The organism is Streptomyces noursei ATCC 11455 (genome assembly GCF_001704275.1).
Lineage (GTDB): Bacteria > Actinomycetota > Actinomycetes > Streptomycetales > Streptomycetaceae > Streptomyces > Streptomyces noursei.
In genome coordinates this window covers 2,723,397-2,739,087 of sequence record NZ_CP011533.1, presented here as the reverse complement: position 1 = coordinate 2,739,087, position 15,691 = coordinate 2,723,397, and the positions used below count along the sequence as shown (strand labels likewise).

12 protein-coding genes are annotated in these 15,691 nt (G+C 73.8%); 6 read left to right on the top strand and 6 right to left on the bottom strand.

Features of this window, described 5'->3' with window-relative positions; genetic code table 11:
- Nucleotides 1-166 precede the first annotated feature (166 nt).
- A complete protein-coding gene (locus SNOUR_RS11435; protein ID WP_067346231.1) occupies nucleotides 167-1,762 on the top strand; it encodes an amino acid permease in 1,596 nt (531 codons plus the stop codon).
- Here SNOUR_RS11435 and SNOUR_RS11430 read toward each other — a convergent pair.
- Nucleotides 1,725-2,249 carry an ATP-binding protein gene (locus tag SNOUR_RS11430; protein WP_107407296.1) on the bottom strand — a complete coding sequence of 175 codons (525 nt, stop codon included), beginning with the start codon at nucleotides 2,247-2,249 and terminating at the stop codon, nucleotides 1,725-1,727. The genes SNOUR_RS11435 and SNOUR_RS11430 overlap by 38 nt on opposite strands.
- A 322-nt stretch (nucleotides 2,250-2,571) precedes the next feature.
- Here SNOUR_RS11430 and SNOUR_RS11425 point away from each other — a divergent pair, with 322 nt between their 5' ends.
- Nucleotides 2,572-3,399: an enoyl-CoA hydratase family protein gene (locus SNOUR_RS11425; RefSeq protein ID WP_067346229.1), complete on the top strand. Its 828-nt coding sequence runs from the start codon at nucleotides 2,572-2,574 to the stop codon at nucleotides 3,397-3,399.
- A complete protein-coding gene (locus tag SNOUR_RS11420) occupies nucleotides 3,396-5,828 on the top strand; it encodes an oxidoreductase (RefSeq protein ID WP_099055682.1) in 2,433 nt (810 codons plus the stop codon). The genes SNOUR_RS11425 and SNOUR_RS11420 overlap by 4 nt, the downstream gene beginning before the upstream one ends.
- Nucleotides 5,829-5,897: 69 nt before the next feature.
- On the opposite strand, the gene SNOUR_RS11415 is transcribed toward SNOUR_RS11420, so the two are convergent.
- Together SNOUR_RS11415 and SNOUR_RS11410 are read right to left on the bottom strand one after the other, a co-directional pair.
- Nucleotides 5,898-6,494 carry a ScbR family autoregulator-binding transcription factor gene (locus tag SNOUR_RS11415; RefSeq protein ID WP_312632542.1) on the bottom strand — a complete coding sequence of 199 codons (597 nt, stop codon included), beginning with the start codon at nucleotides 6,492-6,494 and terminating at the stop codon, nucleotides 5,898-5,900.
- Nucleotides 6,495-7,142: 648 nt separating this feature from the next.
- Nucleotides 7,143-7,796, bottom strand: a complete 654-nt coding sequence (locus tag SNOUR_RS11410; protein ID WP_067346225.1) for a TetR family transcriptional regulator — start codon at nucleotides 7,794-7,796, stop codon at nucleotides 7,143-7,145.
- Between the two features lie 484 nt (nucleotides 7,797-8,280).
- On the opposite strand from SNOUR_RS11410, the gene SNOUR_RS11405 reads away from it, so the two are divergent.
- Complete coding sequence (locus SNOUR_RS11405; RefSeq protein WP_258018204.1) at nucleotides 8,281-9,054, top strand: HAD family hydrolase; 774 nt, start codon at nucleotides 8,281-8,283, stop codon at nucleotides 9,052-9,054.
- Between the two features lie 123 nt (nucleotides 9,055-9,177).
- Here the strand turns inward: SNOUR_RS11405 and SNOUR_RS11400 are convergent, their stop codons facing one another.
- On the bottom strand, nucleotides 9,178-10,047 hold the full coding sequence (locus SNOUR_RS11400) for a PaaX family transcriptional regulator (RefSeq protein ID WP_067346223.1): 870 nt from the start codon (nucleotides 10,045-10,047) through the stop codon (nucleotides 9,178-9,180).
- Nucleotides 10,048-10,051: 4 nt separating this feature from the next.
- The gene (locus SNOUR_RS11395) at nucleotides 10,052-11,659 is read right to left on the bottom strand and encodes an AMP-binding protein (protein ID WP_067346221.1); all 1,608 of its coding nucleotides are present in this window, start codon (nucleotides 11,657-11,659) and stop codon (nucleotides 10,052-10,054) included.
- Nucleotides 11,660-11,830: 171 nt separating this feature from the next.
- Between SNOUR_RS11395 and SNOUR_RS11390 the strand changes: the two genes are divergently transcribed.
- Nucleotides 11,831-12,988, top strand: coding sequence for an acyl-CoA dehydrogenase family protein (locus tag SNOUR_RS11390; protein WP_067346219.1), 1,158 nt, complete (start codon nucleotides 11,831-11,833; stop codon nucleotides 12,986-12,988).
- 95 nt (nucleotides 12,989-13,083) lie between these two features.
- Here the strand turns inward: SNOUR_RS11390 and SNOUR_RS11385 are convergent, their stop codons facing one another.
- On the bottom strand, nucleotides 13,084-14,613 hold the full coding sequence (locus tag SNOUR_RS11385; RefSeq protein ID WP_067346217.1) for a helix-turn-helix domain-containing protein: 1,530 nt from the start codon (nucleotides 14,611-14,613) through the stop codon (nucleotides 13,084-13,086).
- 91 nt (nucleotides 14,614-14,704) lie between these two features.
- On the opposite strand from SNOUR_RS11385, the gene SNOUR_RS11380 reads away from it, so the two are divergent.
- A complete protein-coding gene (locus SNOUR_RS11380) occupies nucleotides 14,705-15,691 on the top strand; it encodes a DUF1648 domain-containing protein (protein ID WP_079142528.1) in 987 nt (328 codons plus the stop codon).

Genomic DNA, 15,691 nt, shown 5'->3' with positions numbered 1-15,691 from the left:
GCCGGGCATCCGGCGGCGCATAGCCATTCGGGGGCCCGGGCGCTCATGCGACCCGGGCGGTTACCATCGAGCCGCTGACAGGGCCCGGACCCACCGGTCCGGGCCCCGCTGCGTGCCCGGCCCACCCGCGCCGCGCGCCTCGCACCACCAGAGAGAGAACCACCCCATGCCCCGCTCAGGCGCGTCCGGACTGCGCATCAAGTCCCCCGACCTCCTCATCGCCGAATCGGGGGCGGACCTCCAGGGCCATGGCCTGCGGCGCAGCATGGGCCTGTTCCAGCTCATCTGCTTCGGCGTCGGTGCCATCGTCGGCACCGGCATCTTCGTCGGGCTCTCCGACACCGTCGCCCAGGCCGGGCCCGCGGTCGTCGTCTCCTTCGTCCTGGCGGCCGTCACCTGCATCTTCACCGCCTTCGCCTTCGCTGAGCTGGGCGGCGCGATCCCGGTCTCCGGCAGCTCGTACTCCTACGCCTACGCCACCCTCGGCGAGCGCGCCGCCTTCCTCGTCGGCTGGTGTCTGCTGCTCGAATACGGCGTCTCGGTCTCGGCGGTCGCGGTCGGCTGGGGCCAGTACCTCAACCAGCTGCTCGGCAGCCTGACGGGCTGGCAGTTGCCCGCCGCGCTCGCCAACCCGCCGGGCGCCGGCGGCGTCGTCAACCTCCCGGCCGTGCTCGTGGTGCTGCTGGCCGCGGTGCTGCTGGTTCGCGGCGTCCGGGAGAGCGCCCGTGCCACCGCCGCGATGGCGGTGCTCAAGCTGCTGGTCCTGGTGCTGTTCTGCGTGATCGGCTTCGGCGCCTTCCGCAGCGGGAACCTCTCCCCGTTCGCCCCGGAGGGCCTGGCCGGGATCACCTCCGGTGCCTCCGTCGCGTTCTTCTCGTACATCGGCTTCGACTCGATCACCACCGCCGGCGAGGAGGCACGGAACCCGCGCCGCGACGTGCCCGTCGCGATCATGGTCTGCATCGGGGTGGTCACCGTCCTGTACTGCCTGGTCGCGCTCGCCGCCATCGGCGCGCTCTCCGCCGGGCAGGTCGCGGGCCGCCCCGCCGCGCTGTCGCTGATCGTCGACCGGGTCACGCACTCCGGCATCGGCGGCACGGTGATCGCCTTCGGCGCGGTCGTCGCCATCGCCTCCGTGGTCCTGGCCGTGATGTACGGGCAGACCCGCATCCTGATGTCGATGGCGCGGGACGGGCTGGTCCCCGGGGTCTTCGCGCGGGTCTCGCCCCGGACCGCCACACCCGTCGCCAACACCTGGATCGTCGCCGGGGTCTTCGCCCTCCCGGCCGCGGTCGTCCCGCTGGACATGGTGATGAACCTGAGCAGCGCCGGCACGCTGGTGGCCATGGCGGCGGTCAACGTCAGCGTGCTGATCCTGCGCCGCAACCGGCCCGACCTGCCGCGCCGCTTCCGGGTGCCGCTCTACCCGCTCAGCCCGCTGCTCGGCATCGCCTTCTGCGGCTACCTCGTCTACGGCACCGGCCCGGCCACCTGGCTCCAGCTGGCCGTGTTCCTCGTCGTCGGCGTGGTCGGGTACGAGCTGTACGGGCGCCGGCACTCGCGCCTCTCGGCCGGAGCCGGCGGGGACGGAACCCCCGGGTCCGGGACGGGCGCCGCCCAGGAGGGGCAGCAGGGTCAGGAGGGTGCGGAGTCGCTCCGGGGAGGCGCCGCCGGTGCTGCGCCGGCCACCGCCCCGGAAGGGCGGTCCGCCGGTGCGCCCGCGGTCACGGCAGCCGCGGCTCCCGCAGCGCCGGGAGCGTGAACCACACCGCCTTGCCGTGCGGCGTCCGCCGGCAGCCGGCGGCCGTGCTCAGCCCCCGCACCAGCCGCAGCCCCCGCCCGACGACCGGCGCGCGCTGACCGACCGCGGCCCCCGGACTCCCGGCGGCCGGACCCGCCGCGCGCCCCGTCCGCTCCGCTTCGCAGGCCGCGGCGAGCAGCCCCACCACCGGCGAGGGATCCGCGTCGTGCACCTCCACCTCGCAGCCCGCCGCCCGCGCCCGCACCACCAGGGTGACGGGCCCGGGGCCGCGGGTGTGCGCGACGGCGTTGGCGACGAGTTCGGCGGCGAGCAGCGCGGCGGTGGCGCGGTCCGCGGTGGCCCGCAGATCGCGGAGCGCGGCGCCGGTCAGCGCACGGGCGAGGGACACCGCGGACGGGGCGTGCGGCAGCTCGATCCGCCAGCACTCGGGGCCGGACGGCCCGGACCCGTGTCGCGCGGTCGGTTTCTTCGTGTGCGCCACCGGCATGCGCCGCTCCCTTCGCGGCGGGCCGAGGCAGGCGCCCGCGGCCCTGCGGACGCCTCCACGCTAGGCCGCGCGTCCCGGCCGCAGCAGGGCCGGGAGACCGTGCCGACCGGGACGTGCGACCCGCGGCGGGCGGGACTTCCGGCCCGGTCGCCGCCCCGGCGTGCGGCACGCCGTACCTCGACCGGATATCGCGCCCTCGTGGCGACAGTCACAGACCGGTGATAGCTTCGAAGGGCATCTCGCACGTCCCGCACCGCCACCGCATCCGCATCCGCGGCCACCGCACGCACCAGCCGTCCGGCTGAAGGGGGCAGGCAGTCCGATGAGCCCGTTCGCAGGATCCGCCCGCAGCACCGGCGCATGGCAGCACATCCGGGTCAGCACGGAGGACGGCGTCGCCACCGTCACCCTCGCCCGCCCCGAGAAGCTCAATGCGCTCACCTTCGAGGCGTACGCCGACCTCCGCGACCTGCTCGCCGAACTCTCCCGGGAGCGCTCGGTGCGCGCCCTGGTCCTGGCCGGCGAGGGCCGCGGCTTCTGCTCCGGCGGCGACGTCGAGGAGATCATCGGCGTCACCCTCGGCATGGACACCGCCCAACTCCTGGACTTCAACCGGATGACCGGGCAGGTCGTCCGGGCGATCCGGGAGTGCCCCTTCCCGGTCGTCGCGGCGGTGCACGGGGTGGCCGCCGGCGCCGGCGCGGTGCTCGCCCTGGCCGCCGACTTCCGGATCGCCGACCCCTCCGCCCGCTTCGCGTTCCTCTTCACCCGGGTCGGCCTCTCCGGCGGCGACATGGGCGCCGCCTACCTCCTCCCGCGCGTCATCGGCCTCGGCCACGCCACCCGGGTGCTGATGCTCGGCGACCCGGTCCGCGCCCCCGAGGCCGAACGCCTCGGCCTGATCAGCGAGTTGGCCGAGGAGGGCCGCGCCGACGAGCGGGCCGCCGCGCTCGCCCGCCGGCTCGCCGAGGGCCCGGCGCTCGCCCACGCCCAGACCAAGGCGCTGCTCACCGCCGAACTCGACATGCCCCTGGCCGCCGCCGTCGAACTGGACGCATCCACCCAGGCGTTGCTGATGAACAGCGCCGACTACGCCGAGTTCCACGCCGCCTTCACCGAGAAGCGGCCGCCCAAGTGGCAGGGGAAGTGACCGCGCCCGCCGGCCCGGGCCACCGGCCGCTGAAGGTCGCCGTCCTCGGCGGCGGCCCCGGCGGGCTCTACGCCGCCGCCCTGCTCAAACGCCTCGACCCGGCCCGCGAGATCACCGTCTGGGAGCGCAACGCCCCCGACGACACCTTCGGCTTCGGCGTCGTCCTCTCCGACGAGACCCTCGGCGGCATCGAACACGCCGACCCGGTCGTCTACCGCGCCCTGCAGGCGGAGTTCGTGCGCTGGGACGACATCGACATCGTGCACCGCGGCCGCACCCTCACCTCCGGCGGACACGGCTTCGCCGCCCTGGGCCGCCGCCGGCTGCTGGCGGTCCTCCACGAGCGCTGCCGCGAGCTGGGCGTCCGGCTGCGCTTCCGCACCGAGGCCCCGCCGGCAGCCCATCTCGCCCGCGACCACGACCTGGTGATCGCCGCCGACGGCGTGCACAGCACCACCCGCACCGCGCACGCCGACGTCTTCCGGCCCCGGCTGACCACCCACCGCTGCCGCTACATCTGGCTCTCCGCCGACTTCGCCCTGGACGCCTTCCGCTTCGAGATCGCCGACACCGGCCACGGCATCGCCCAGCTCCACGCCTATCCCTACGCCCGCCCGTCACCCGACCACCACCCCTCAACGACGCCTCAGCGGCCCCTTTGCCCGTCACCCGACCACCACCCCTCAACGACGCCTCAGCGGCCCCTTTGCCCGTCGCCCGACCGGCCCGGCGCGCCCGACGGTGGCGCCAGCACCGTCATCGTCGAGATGCGCGAGGAGGTCTGGCGCGCCAACGGCCTGGACACCAGCGACGAGCACGCCTCGGCCGCCTGGTGCGCCGAGCTCTTCGCCGACACCCTGCGCGGCCGCCCGCTGCGCACCAACAAGTCCACCTGGATCGCCTTCCGCACGGTCGTCAACGAACGCTGGTCGCACGGCCGGATCGTGCTGCTCGGCGACGCCGCGCACACCGCCCACTTCTCCATCGGCTCCGGCACCAAGCTCGCCGTCGAGGACGCCCTCGCGCTCGCCGCCTGCCTCCGCGAACAGCCCACCCTGCCGGACGCCCTCGCCGCCTACGAGGACGAGCGCCGCCCCGTCGTCGCCTCCACCCAGCGCGCCGCCCGCGCCAGCCTCGCGTGGTTCGAGGACCTGGCCACCTACACCGCGCAGCCACCGCACCAGTTCGCCTTCAACCTGCTCACCCGCAGCCGCCGGGTCACCCACGACAACCTGCGGCTGCGCGACGCGGACTTCACCGACACGGTGGCCCGGGAGGCGGGCGTCCCCGACGGGACGCCGCCGATGTTCACCCCCTTCCGGCTGCGCGGGCTGACCCTGCGCAACCGGGTCGTGGTCTCCCCGATGGACATGTACTCCGCCGACGGCGACGGCACCCCCGGCGACTTCCACCTCGTCCACCTCGGTGCGCGGGCGCTGGGCGGCGCCGGCCTGGTGATGACGGAAATGGTGTGCGTCAGCCCCGAGGGCCGGATCACCCCGGCCTGTTCCGGCCTGTACGCGCCGGAACACGAACGGGCCTGGCGGCGCATCACCGACTTCGTGCACGCCCAGGCCCCCGGCACCGCCCTCGGCGTCCAGCTCGGCCACTCCGGCCGCAAGGGCTCCACCCGGCGCATGTGGGAGGGCATCGACCAGCCGCTCCCGGACGGCAACTGGCCCGTCGTCGCCCCCTCCGCACTGCCCTACCGCCCCGACGTCAACCAGATCCCGCACGCCCTGAGCGCCGTCGAACTCGCCGCCGTGCGCGAGCAGTTCACCCGTTCCACGGCCGCCGCCGCGCGCGCCGGCTTCGACCTCCTCGAACTCCACTGCGCACACGGCTACCTTCTCTCCGGATTCCTCTCGCCGCTGACCAACCGGCGCACCGACGCCTACGGCGGCTCGCTCACCGGCCGTCTCCGCTTCCCCCTGGAGGTCTTCGACGCGGTACGGGAACAATGGCCGGCGGACCGCCCCATGACGGTGCGGATCTCCGCCACCGACTGGGCGGAGGGCGGCACCACCCCGGACGACGCGGTGGCCATCGCGGCGGCCTTCGCCGAGCACGGCGCCGACGCCATCGACGTCTCCACCGGGCAGGTCGTGCCCCATGAACGCCCCGACTTCGGCCGCTCCTACCAGACCCCGTTCGCCGACCGCATCCGCAACACCCTCGGCATCCCGGTCATCGCGGTCGGCGCCATCTCCTCCTGGGACGACGTCAACTCCCTGATCCTGGCCGGCCGCGCCGACCTGTGCGCGCTGGCCCGACCCCACCTCTACGACCCGCACTGGACCCTGCACGCCGCCGCCGAACAGGGCTACACCGGACCGGGCGCCCCTTGGCCGCTGCCCTACCAGGCCGGCAGCCGCACCCCACCGACCGGCCGCACCGACGCGCCGAAGCCCCGCCTCACGCTGCACTGACGAACCACACGGTCTGTTTTCCGGTGCCGGAGCGCCGCCGAACTCGTCGGAGCGGCCACGGACGGGCGTTCAGACGGCGACCTTCCGGGACCGGCCCTGCGGGTCCAGTCGGCTCAGTGCGCCCGGCGACGCCAGGCCGGGCAGGGTGTGTCTCCACAGCGCCGTGACCCGCTCGGGGAGGTCGGCACGGTTGGAAGCGGCGTGCGAGTACAACTGCACGCCCAGGTACGCGCCGACGAAGAACTCCGCGGCCCGGTCCGGCGCGACGGCGGGCAGTAACTCGCCGTTGCTCTGGGCGTCGGTGAATATCGCGGTCATGATGTCGGTCCACGCCTGGTAGGGGACCAACGGCTCCTCGGTGAACGTCGTCTCGACCGCGATCCGGGTGCCGGCCTGCAACATCGGGTCGCTGCGCAGGGCCAGCGCGACCTGGTGGGAGAAGTCGATGGCGTCCTGGAGCCGGGAGTCGCTGACCGGCGGCACGAACGGATCGGTCTGTTCCTCTATGACCGCGCGCGCCAGCGCGTCCTTGGACCGGAAGTGGAAGTAGACCGCGCCCTTCGTGACCCCCGCGCGCTGGATGATCTTCGCGATCGTCGCCCCCTGGTACCCACGGGCGCCGATGACATGGGCCGCGGCCTCCAGGACGGTGCGTCGGGTGCGCACTGCGCGTTCCTGTTTGACCACCGGTCATCCTCCGCATGCTGTCGTGATGTTGTCGCACCTGGGGAGACCCGCCGTCGTGGCCGCGCGATCTCTTGGCGCATCATAAGGAAGCCGACTGTGCGGTATGCGGGAGTCCGCGATGTCGACGGCCGGAGTGCGCAGGACTGTTGTGCCGGGACACGGAGATGACGGCACGTCACTTCCGTTTCGTCGCCGAGATGCCGCCGAGTGCGATGGGTCGGACCGGGCGAGCGGTGCCGCGCGCCCGCCGTCGCGGCGGTCGCCGGGACCCCGCGGGCGTGGCCGACCGAGGCTTCCGGTCTCGCCCTCACGTCCGTGAACTCGTCCACCGGCCGTACGGCAGGCGGGAGTTCACGGTCGACGGCGAAGGGGGCGCCCCTCGCGTGCCGCGGGGCGCCGTACGGCCGCGGGCGTGCGCGTACCCCGGGTGGCCGGCGGAATGGGCCGCGGAAGGCGGCCGAGGGCTGCGGGCGGCTGCCTCGTCTTCTCGCGTGCGCCGCCGGTGGGGTGAGGGCGCGTCAGGGCGCTGCGGCGCTCGCTCGGGGGGTGTCTGGGGGCGGTCCTTGTCGGGTGGGGAGGCCGGCACGGGGCCGGGTGCGGCGCGGACCGCCGGTCGCCGCGGTACGGTCAGCCGGCCGGGACCTGCGCCGGCGCGGGGATGTCGGCGGTCGTGACCCGTCCGCAGACGGTCGGCAGCAGGCCCCACAGTCCGGTGACCGCCTCCGCGTCCCACCATGTCCGGTCCCCGCCGCCCAGGTGCAGCAGACCCACCACGATCGACGTCAACAGCTGGGCGGTGCGCCGGGGTTCGGCGTCGGAGGGGTGCGGGCCGGTGAGCCCGCCCCCGGCGCCGACCGGCTCACCGGTGCCGCAGGTGACCGCCTTGTCGAGGAAGAGCGCGTACCAGCGCTGCTCCAGGGCGTGGATGTCCAGGCCGGGCGCGGTCTCCGGGCGCAGCCGGAGCCCGGCGCGCAGCACCGCGTCCGACTGCACCCGGTCGAACAGCTCGACCGTGAAGTCCCGGACGGCGACGGTCAGCGGCTCGGGGGAGCGCTGGAAGCCCTCCTCGATCTCGTTGAGCGTGGCCAGGGCCGCGTCCCGTACCGCGAGGGTCAGGTCGTCCTTGGACGTGAAGTGGAAGTAGAGGGCGCCCTTGCTGAGGCGGGCCCGTCGACTGATCTCGACCATGCCCGCGGCGGGCACTCCCTTTTCCAGGAAGGTCTCTGCGGCCGAGCGGATGAGCGCCTGACGGCTCTGGATGGCGCGATGCTGCGTGGGCACGGTGTCCGTCCCGTCTCTCGTACGACTGCAACGTGAACGTAGTCTACAAAGAAAACCAACCGTGCGGTTCGCTACGCCGAAGGGAATCGGCCAGATCCCCCCGTCTCTGTCGAGAAGTGATCGTTTGTCCTTGGTTCGGACCTGAATGGCGGACGGCTGGGCTCCGGCGCGTTCAGTCTGGCCGGGCGGGGAATGCTTGTCGAGCGTCAGGGAGGGGCTAAGGCGCATTGACAAACAGCGCAGGCGGTTTTTAAATCTCCGGAGGCGGTAAACGGGACGATCCCTCCCGATGCCGCCGCTTCGACGGGTCGCGTACCGCCCTTGGACAACGGTGCGCCCGGCGAGACCGACTCCGCCGCCACAGTCGACGACCGCAGGCCCGCCCGACCAGCTGAGCCCGCACAGTCACCCGAGCCCCCGCACCCATCGGAAACCGGAAAGGTCCCCATCCATGCGCGTATCAATGGAAGTCGGCGAACGTCCTGTGAGAGGCGCGCGGAGCGCCGGCGGCGAAACGCTCAGGGCTGCCGTCTTCGATCTGGACGGCACTCTCGCCAACACCCTGCCCGCGATCAGCAAGCTGCTGGTCAAGGTTGCCGCGGAGCAGGGTTGTTCGGTGACCGCGCGGCAGGCGGCCGCGGCCATCGGCAAGCCCCCGTCCGCCGCCTTCGGGCGGCTGCTGGGCCGGCCCGAGGACGACGGCCGGGTGCAGGCCGCCATCACCCGCTACCGGGAGCTGTTCTCCTACGAGGTCCTGTGCCAGGGTCCGCAGCTGCTCTACCCGGGAGTGACGGCCGGTCTGTCCGCGCTGCGCGCCCACGGCGTCGAACTGGCCGTCGCCACTTCCAAGACCACCCGCAGCGCCGAGGCCCTGCTCGATGTCATGGGCATCCGCGACCTGGTCGGCCCGGTCGTCGGGCAGGACATGGTCCGGCGGGGCAAGCCGCACCCGGAGATGGTGCTGCGCGCGGCCGGCCGGCTGGGGGTCCCGGCCTGGCAGAGCGCGTATGTGGGGGACACCGTCGGGGACATGAGGATGGCGGTGACCGCGCGCATGGAGCCGGTCGCGGTCACCTACGGCAGCGGAACGTTCGGTGAGCTCGCCGCGGTCGCCGGGACGCGGATGTGCAGCTCCTTCAAGGACGTCGTGTCGGTGATCGCCGCCGCGCGGCCGCGCCCGGCGTCGGCCGCCGGTCCGGTCGTCCGGCAGCGCCGGGCCGCCGCCGTCCCGGTGGGAGCGCAGCAGCGGCGACGCTGACACAGGGGGCACGGGGAGTGCCCGCGGCCCAGGGGAACGGGGCCGCGGGCCGGCGGTGAGGGCGACGGGCGGATGGGGACGCGGGCGTGCTCCCGCTCCTGGCGGTGCCGGGAGCGGGGGAGTTCAGCCGGTGTTCTGGGTGCGGTACGACCCGTCCGTCGCCTCGCCCGCATAGCGGGCGCCCGGCGCCCACAGTTTGTCGTGCAGCCGGGCGAACACCTCCGCCGCGCGGCCACCCGGCCAGTCCTCCGGCAGGAGGGCCGGGGGCAGACCGGGATCCGCATAGGGCAGGCGGCGCCAGGCGTCCAGGGCGAGCAGGTAGTCGCGGTAGGCCGGCTCGGGGGGCAGCGAGCGGCGCCGGCTCCAGCGGGACAGGACCGGTTCGTGCGCGGTCAGGAAGGCGCGGTGCCCGGCGGCGAGCGCGTCCAGGTCCCACCAGCGCGCCACGGCCCGCGCGGTGGGCGTGAAACCGGCGTGGGTACCGGTGAACAGGTCCACGTAGTCGGCCAGTTGCAGTCGCTCCAGGGTGTGCCGGGTCTCCTCGTAGAGATGGGCGGGGGCGATCCACACACCGGGCGCCGCCGTGCCGAAGCCCAGCCGGGCCAGCCGGGAGCGCAGCAGATGGCGCTTGTGCCGCTCCTCCTCGGGGACGGAGAAGACGGCCAGGACCCATCCCTCCGGCGAGCCGGCCGGCCGGCCGAATATCCGGCGGTCGCCGTCCTCCAGCAACTGGCGGCCCGCGCCGGAGAGCCCGTACGCGGCGGCGCCCGCGGGGGTGCGCTCCGGGATCAGCAGTCCACGTCGCTTGAGTCGGGAGACCGCCGAGCGCACCGACGGCGGATCCACGCCGAGCACGCCGAGCAGCCGGATCAGCGCGGCCACCGGCACCGGGCCGGGCGCACCGCCGGGGCCTTCCGCGGTGCCGCGTCCGTAGGCCCCGTAGAAGGTGACGATCAGGGACCGCGGGGTGTGCTGGGCTTGCTCGTCGCTCACCGGTTCACTCTAGATCCCGGTCGCGCAGCCGGAAACGCTGGAGCTTGCCGGTCGGGGTGCGGGGCAGCGCGCGGTGGAAGACCACCTCGCGCGGGCACTTGTAGGGCGCGATCTCGGCCTTGACGAACGTCCGCAGCGCGGCGACGGTCTCCGCCCCGGGGGCCATGCCGTCCCGCAGCACCACATGGGCGACGACCACCTGGCCGCGCTCCTCGTCGGGCCGTCCGACCACCGCCGCCTCGGTGACGTCCGGGTGCCGCAGCAGCGCGTCCTCCACCTCGGGGCCGGCGATGTTGTACCCGGCCGAGATGATCATGTCGTCCGCGCGGGCCACATAGCGGAAGTAGCCGTCCCGGTCCCGTACGTAGGTGTCGCCGGTGAGGTTCCAGCCGTCGCGGACGTAGGCGGTCTGCCGGGCGTCGGCCAGGTAGCGGCAGCCGGTCGGGCCGCGGACCGCCAGCAGCCCCGGTTCGCCGTCCGGCACCGGCCGGCCGTCCGGGCCCACCACGCGAGCCTCGAAGCCGGGCACCGGCAGCCCGGTCGTCCCCGGGCGGATCGCTTCGTCGGCGGCGGACAGGAAGATGTGCAGCATCTCGGTGGCGCCGATGCCGTTGATGATCCGCAGGCCGGTGGCCTCGTACCAGGACCGCCAGGTCGCGGCGGGCAGGTTCTCGCCGGCGGACACGCAGCGGCGCAGCGAGCCGAGGTCGTGCCCGTCGAGGTGCGCCAGCATCGTCCGGTAGGCGGTCGGGGCGGTGAACAGAACCGAGATCCGGTGGGCCGCGATGTCGCCGAGCAGCCGTTCCGGCCCGCCCCAGTCGGCCAGGTACGCCGAGGCGCCGGCGCGCAGCGGGAAGACGACCAGTCCGCCGAGCCCGAAGGTGAAGCCGAGCGGTGGACTGCCGGCGAACACGTCGTCCGGTCGCGGCCGGAGCACCTGCGCCGAGAAGGTGTCGGCCATGGCGAGCACGTCGCGGTGGAAGTGCAGGCACCCCTTGGGGTGGCCGGTGGTGCCCGAGGTGAAGGCGATCAGCGCGACGTCGTCGGCGGCGGTCGGCACCGCCCGGTACGGCGCGCCGTCGGGCCGGGCGCACCGCGCCAGGTCGTCCGGGCCGTCGCCGCCGAACGTCGCGATCCGCAGCCCCGGGACCTTCGCCCGGTCCAGGTCGGCGACCGCGGCGGCGTCGCACAGCGCGTGCCGGACCCGGGCGATCCGGCAGAAGGTGGCGAGTTCGTCCGGCCGGTGCGCGGCCAGGACGGTCACCGCCACCGCGCCGGCCTTCATGACGGCGAGCCAGCAGGCGGCCAGCCAGGGCGTGGTGGGGCCGCGCAGCAGCACGCGGTTGCCGGGCACGACGCCGAGCCGGTCGGTGAGCTGTCGGGCGAGCGCGTCCACCCGCGCCCGCAGCTCCCCGTAGGACCACACCAGGCCGTGTGCGTCGCGGAGCGCGGGCCGGTCCGGGCCCAGCCGGGCGATGGTGCCGTCGAGGAGTTCCGCGCCGCAGTTCAGCCGGTCGGGATAGCCCAGGTCGGTGAGGTGCGGCCACTGCTCGGGCGGTGGCAGCCGGTCGCGGGTGAAGGTGTCGGTGTGGGCCGAGGACCGTAGCTCCATGCGGGGTGTGCCCCCTTGCGCCGGAGGGCCGCCGGGCGGCCGGGGAGGGGTGGAGGACTGCCGTACGGGTCCTCGTCAGCGTAACGTCTTCGTGACGGCAGTCAACAGACCGCGATAGCCGGCCGTGCGAGCCGTCGCCGCGTCCGGTACCGCTACCAGGGGAGCCGCCTCGTGACCGCATTCGCGCTGGGACCGGAGGAACAACAATGGTGCGCCCGGCTGCGCGCCCGGACGGCCGAACGGCTGCGTCCCCTGGCGGAGGAGGGGAAACCGGGCCGGGTCAACCGCCCGCTGGTCGCCGCCCTCGGCGAACTGGGCCTGCTGGCACGGCTCTTCCCCGACGGCGGCAGCCCGCGGGCGCTGGACCTGTGCCTGCTGCGGGAGTCGCTGGCCCAGGAGTGCACGGAGGCGGAGACCGCCCTGGCGCTCCAGGGGTTGGGGACCTGCCCGATCGTGCAGTCCGGGACGGACGCCCAACGGGCCCGCTGGCTGCCGGAGGTGACCGCCGGCCGGGCGGTCGCGGCCTTCGCGCTGAGCGAGCCGGGCGCGGGTTCGGACGCCGCGGCGCTCGCGCTGGCCGCCGAGCCCGACGGCCCCGGCCGCTGGCGGCTGTCCGGCGAGAAGTGCTGGATCTCCAACGCCCCCGAGGCCGACTTCGCCACGGTCTTCGCCCGCACCGGCGGTGCCGACGGGGCCCGCGGCATCACCGCCTTCCTCGTCCCCGCCGACCGCCCGGGGCTGGGCGGCGAGCCGCTGGACATGCTCAGCCCGCACCCGATCGGCACCCTGGTCTTCGACGGCACCCCGGTGACCGACGCCGACGTGCTCGGCGAAGTGGGCGGCGGGTTCGGGGTGGCGATGCGCACCCTGAACCTCTTCCGGCCGAGCGTGGGCGCGTTCGCGGTCGGCATGGCGCAGGCCGCGCTGGACGCCGCGCTGGCGCACGCCGGCACGCGCACCGCGTTCGGCGGGCCGCTCAAGGACCTCCAGTCCGTCGGCCACCGGCTCGCCGAGATGGCCACCCGCGTCGAGGCCGCCCGGCTCCTGGTCTACGCGGCCGCCGCCGCCTACGACCGCGGCGCCCCGGACATCGCCCGCCGCGCGGCGATGGCCAAACTCCTGGCCACCGAGACCGCCCAGTACGTCGTCGACGCCGCCGTCCAGATCCACGGCGCCCGCGCCCTGCGCCGCGGCCACCTCCTGGAACACCTCTACCGCGAGGTCCGCGCCCCCCGCATCTACGAGGGCGCCACGGAGGTCCAACGCTCCCTCATCGCCAAGGAGTTGTACCGCGACGCCGACCGACGACCGACGGGCGTCGCCACCTGACCGACACCGACCGGCCCGCGCCACCGCCGACCGGCCCGCGCCACCACCGGCCAGGACGCGTGCGCCGCGCCGCTCGCCGATCGTCTGAGGGATGCTCAGATGTCCCGGAAGATCTCGATCTGCGCGCCGATCGAGTTGAGGCGTTCCGCGAGGTCCTCGTAGCCGCGGTTGATGACGTAGACGTTGCGCAGGACCGAGGTGCCCTCGGCGGCCATCATCGCCAGCAGGACGACGACGGCGGGGCGCAGCGCCGGGGGGCACATCATTTCCGCGGAGCGCCAGCGGGTGGGGCCGTCGACCAGGACGCGGTGCGGGTCGAGCAGTTTGACCTGGGCGCCGAGCCGGGTGAGGTCGGTGAGGTAGATGGCGCGGTTGTCGTAGACCCAGTCGTGGATCAGGGTCTGGCCCTGGGCGCTGGCCGCGATGGCGGCGAAGAAGGGGACGTTGTCGATGTTCAGGCCCGGGAAGGGCATCGGGTGGATCTTGTCCAGCGGGGCCTGGAGCTTGGAGGGGCGGACGGTCAGGTCGATGAGGCGGGTGCGGCCGTTGTCGGCGGGGTACTCGGCGCTGCGCTCGTGGTCCAGGCCCATCTCCTCCAGGACCGCCAGCTCGATCTCCAGGAACTCCACCGGGACCCGACGGATCGTCAGTTCCGACTCGGTGACGACCGCGGCGGCCAGCAGGCTCATCGCCTCGACCGGGTCCTCGGAGGGCGCGAAGTCCACATCGCGGTCGATCTTCGCCACGCCGTGGACGGTGAGGGTGGTGGTGCCGATGCCGTCGACCCGCACGCCCAGTTCCTCCAGGAAGAAGCACAGGTCCTGGACCATGTAGTTGGAGGAGGCGTTGCGGATGACCGTGACGCCGTCGTGTCGGGCGGCGGCGAGCAGCGCGTTCTCGGTGACGGTGTCGCCGCGCTCGGTCAGGACGATGGCGCGCTTGGGCGCGACGTCGCGGTCGACCTCGGCGAGGTAGGTGCCGTCGGTCGCGGTGATTTCCAGGCCGAAGTGCCGCAAGGCGGTCATATGGGGTGTGACCGTGCGGGTGCCGAGGTCGCAGCCGCCCGCGTAGGGCAGCTTGAAGCGGTCCATCCGGTGCAGCAGCGGACCGAGGAACATGATGACGCTGCGGGTGCGGCGGGCCGCCTCCGTGTCCATGGCGTCCAGGTCGAGTTGGGCCGGCGGCACGATCTCCAGGTCGTTGCCGTCGTTGATCCAGCGGGTGCGGACGCCGATGCTGCCCAGTACCTCCAGGATCCGGTAGACCTCCTCAATGCGGGCCACCCGGCGCAGAGTTGTGCGGCCCGCGTTGAGCAGGGTCGCGCACAGCAGCGCGACGCAGGCGTTCTTGCTCGTCTTGACGTCGATGCTGCCGGACAGCCGGCGCCCGCCGACCACCCGCAGATGCATCGGTCCGGCGTACCCGAGCGAGACGATTTCACTGTCCAGGGCTTCGCCGATGCGGGCGATCATCTCAAGGCTGATGTTCTGGTTGCCGCGCTCGATCCGATTGACCGCGCTCTGGCTGGTGCCGAGCGCCTCGGCGAGCTGCGTCTGTGTCCAGCCACGGTGCTGCCGGGCGTCACGGATGAGCCTGCCGATGCGTACGAGGTAGTCGTCTGCCATGGGGTGACCGTATCTCAGATATGAGATTGATGCGTTGTTGGTGCGTGCTCTCCAGGTTGTTCTACTACTATGCGAACAACTGGAGGTTGTCATGAAGCGATCCGCGCCGTACGCCGGCCCCGTGAACACCCGCCCGCGGGGCTGGATAGCGGCCCTGCCGTTCATCCTCGTCACGCTGATCCTCGGCGCCTGTTACGCGTTCGTCGCCGGACGGCTCCCCGAACGACTCGCCACCCACTTCGCCGTCGATGGCCGCCCCGACGGCTACTCCTCGCCCCAGGACTTCCTCGTGGACTGCCTGGTGGGCCTGCTCGTCCTCGGCGTCGGCCTCGGCCTGTCGGTCCAGCGGGCGCTGCCCGCGCGGGCCGGGCGCTGGACGGTCGCCACGGCCTACTTCACCGCCGTCTGCCTCGGTGGGGCGTCGGTGACGATCCTGCTCGGCAACGCCCGCGGCGGTGACCCCGTCGAGCTCCGGCTGCCCGCCTGGCAGGTGGCCGTGATGCTGGGGGCGGGCCTGGTCGCCGGGGCGCTGGGCTGGCTGCTGGCCGGCGCCGAACCGGAGGCACCCCGTCCGCAGGGTGGGGCCGTCCGCCGTCTGGACCTGCCCGCCGGGACCCGGGCCGGTTGGTCCCGCACCGTCAGTTCGCCGCCGATGGCCCTGCTGGCCGCCGCGATGATGTGCGCCGGGGTCCTGCTCGGGGTGTTCGCCGGCTGGGTGGGCGGCGCGGTGATGCTCCTCGGCGGCCTGACGGTCGCCGTCCACTGCTCCGTGCGGGTGACCGTCGACCGGCGCGGGCTGAGCCTCACCCCGACGCTGCTGCCGGTCCCGCTGCACCGCATCCCGCTCGCCAAGGTGGCGGAGGCGACCAGCCGCCGGATCGGGGCGCTCGCCGAGTACGGTGGCTGGGGGTACCGCATCCAGCCCGGCCGCAGCGGCCTGTTGCTCCGATCGGGTGAGGGTATGGTGCTGCGGCTCACCAGCGGCCGGGAGTTCGTGGTGACGGTCGACGACTCCGCCACCGCCGCCGCGCTGCTCAACACCTACCTCGACCGCCACCGCTCGGGAGAAGGGAGCTGA

Bases quoted from the DNA above. Each gene is read 5' to 3' on its own strand.
- SNOUR_RS11435 (WP_067346231.1), top strand. From the start codon at position 167: ATGCCCCGCTCAGGCGCGTCCGGACTGCGCATCAAGTCCCCCGACCTC.
- SNOUR_RS11430 (WP_107407296.1), bottom strand. From the start codon at position 2,249: ATGCCGGTGGCGCACACGAAGAAACCGACCGCGCGACACGGGTCCGGG.
- SNOUR_RS11425 (WP_067346229.1), top strand. From the start codon at position 2,572: ATGAGCCCGTTCGCAGGATCCGCCCGCAGCACCGGCGCATGGCAGCAC.
- SNOUR_RS11395 (WP_067346221.1), bottom strand. From the start codon at position 11,659: ATGGAGCTACGGTCCTCGGCCCACACCGACACCTTCACCCGCGACCGG.
- SNOUR_RS11385 (WP_067346217.1), bottom strand. From the start codon at position 14,613: ATGGCAGACGACTACCTCGTACGCATCGGCAGGCTCATCCGTGACGCC.
- SNOUR_RS11380 (WP_079142528.1), top strand. From the start codon at position 14,705: ATGAAGCGATCCGCGCCGTACGCCGGCCCCGTGAACACCCGCCCGCGG.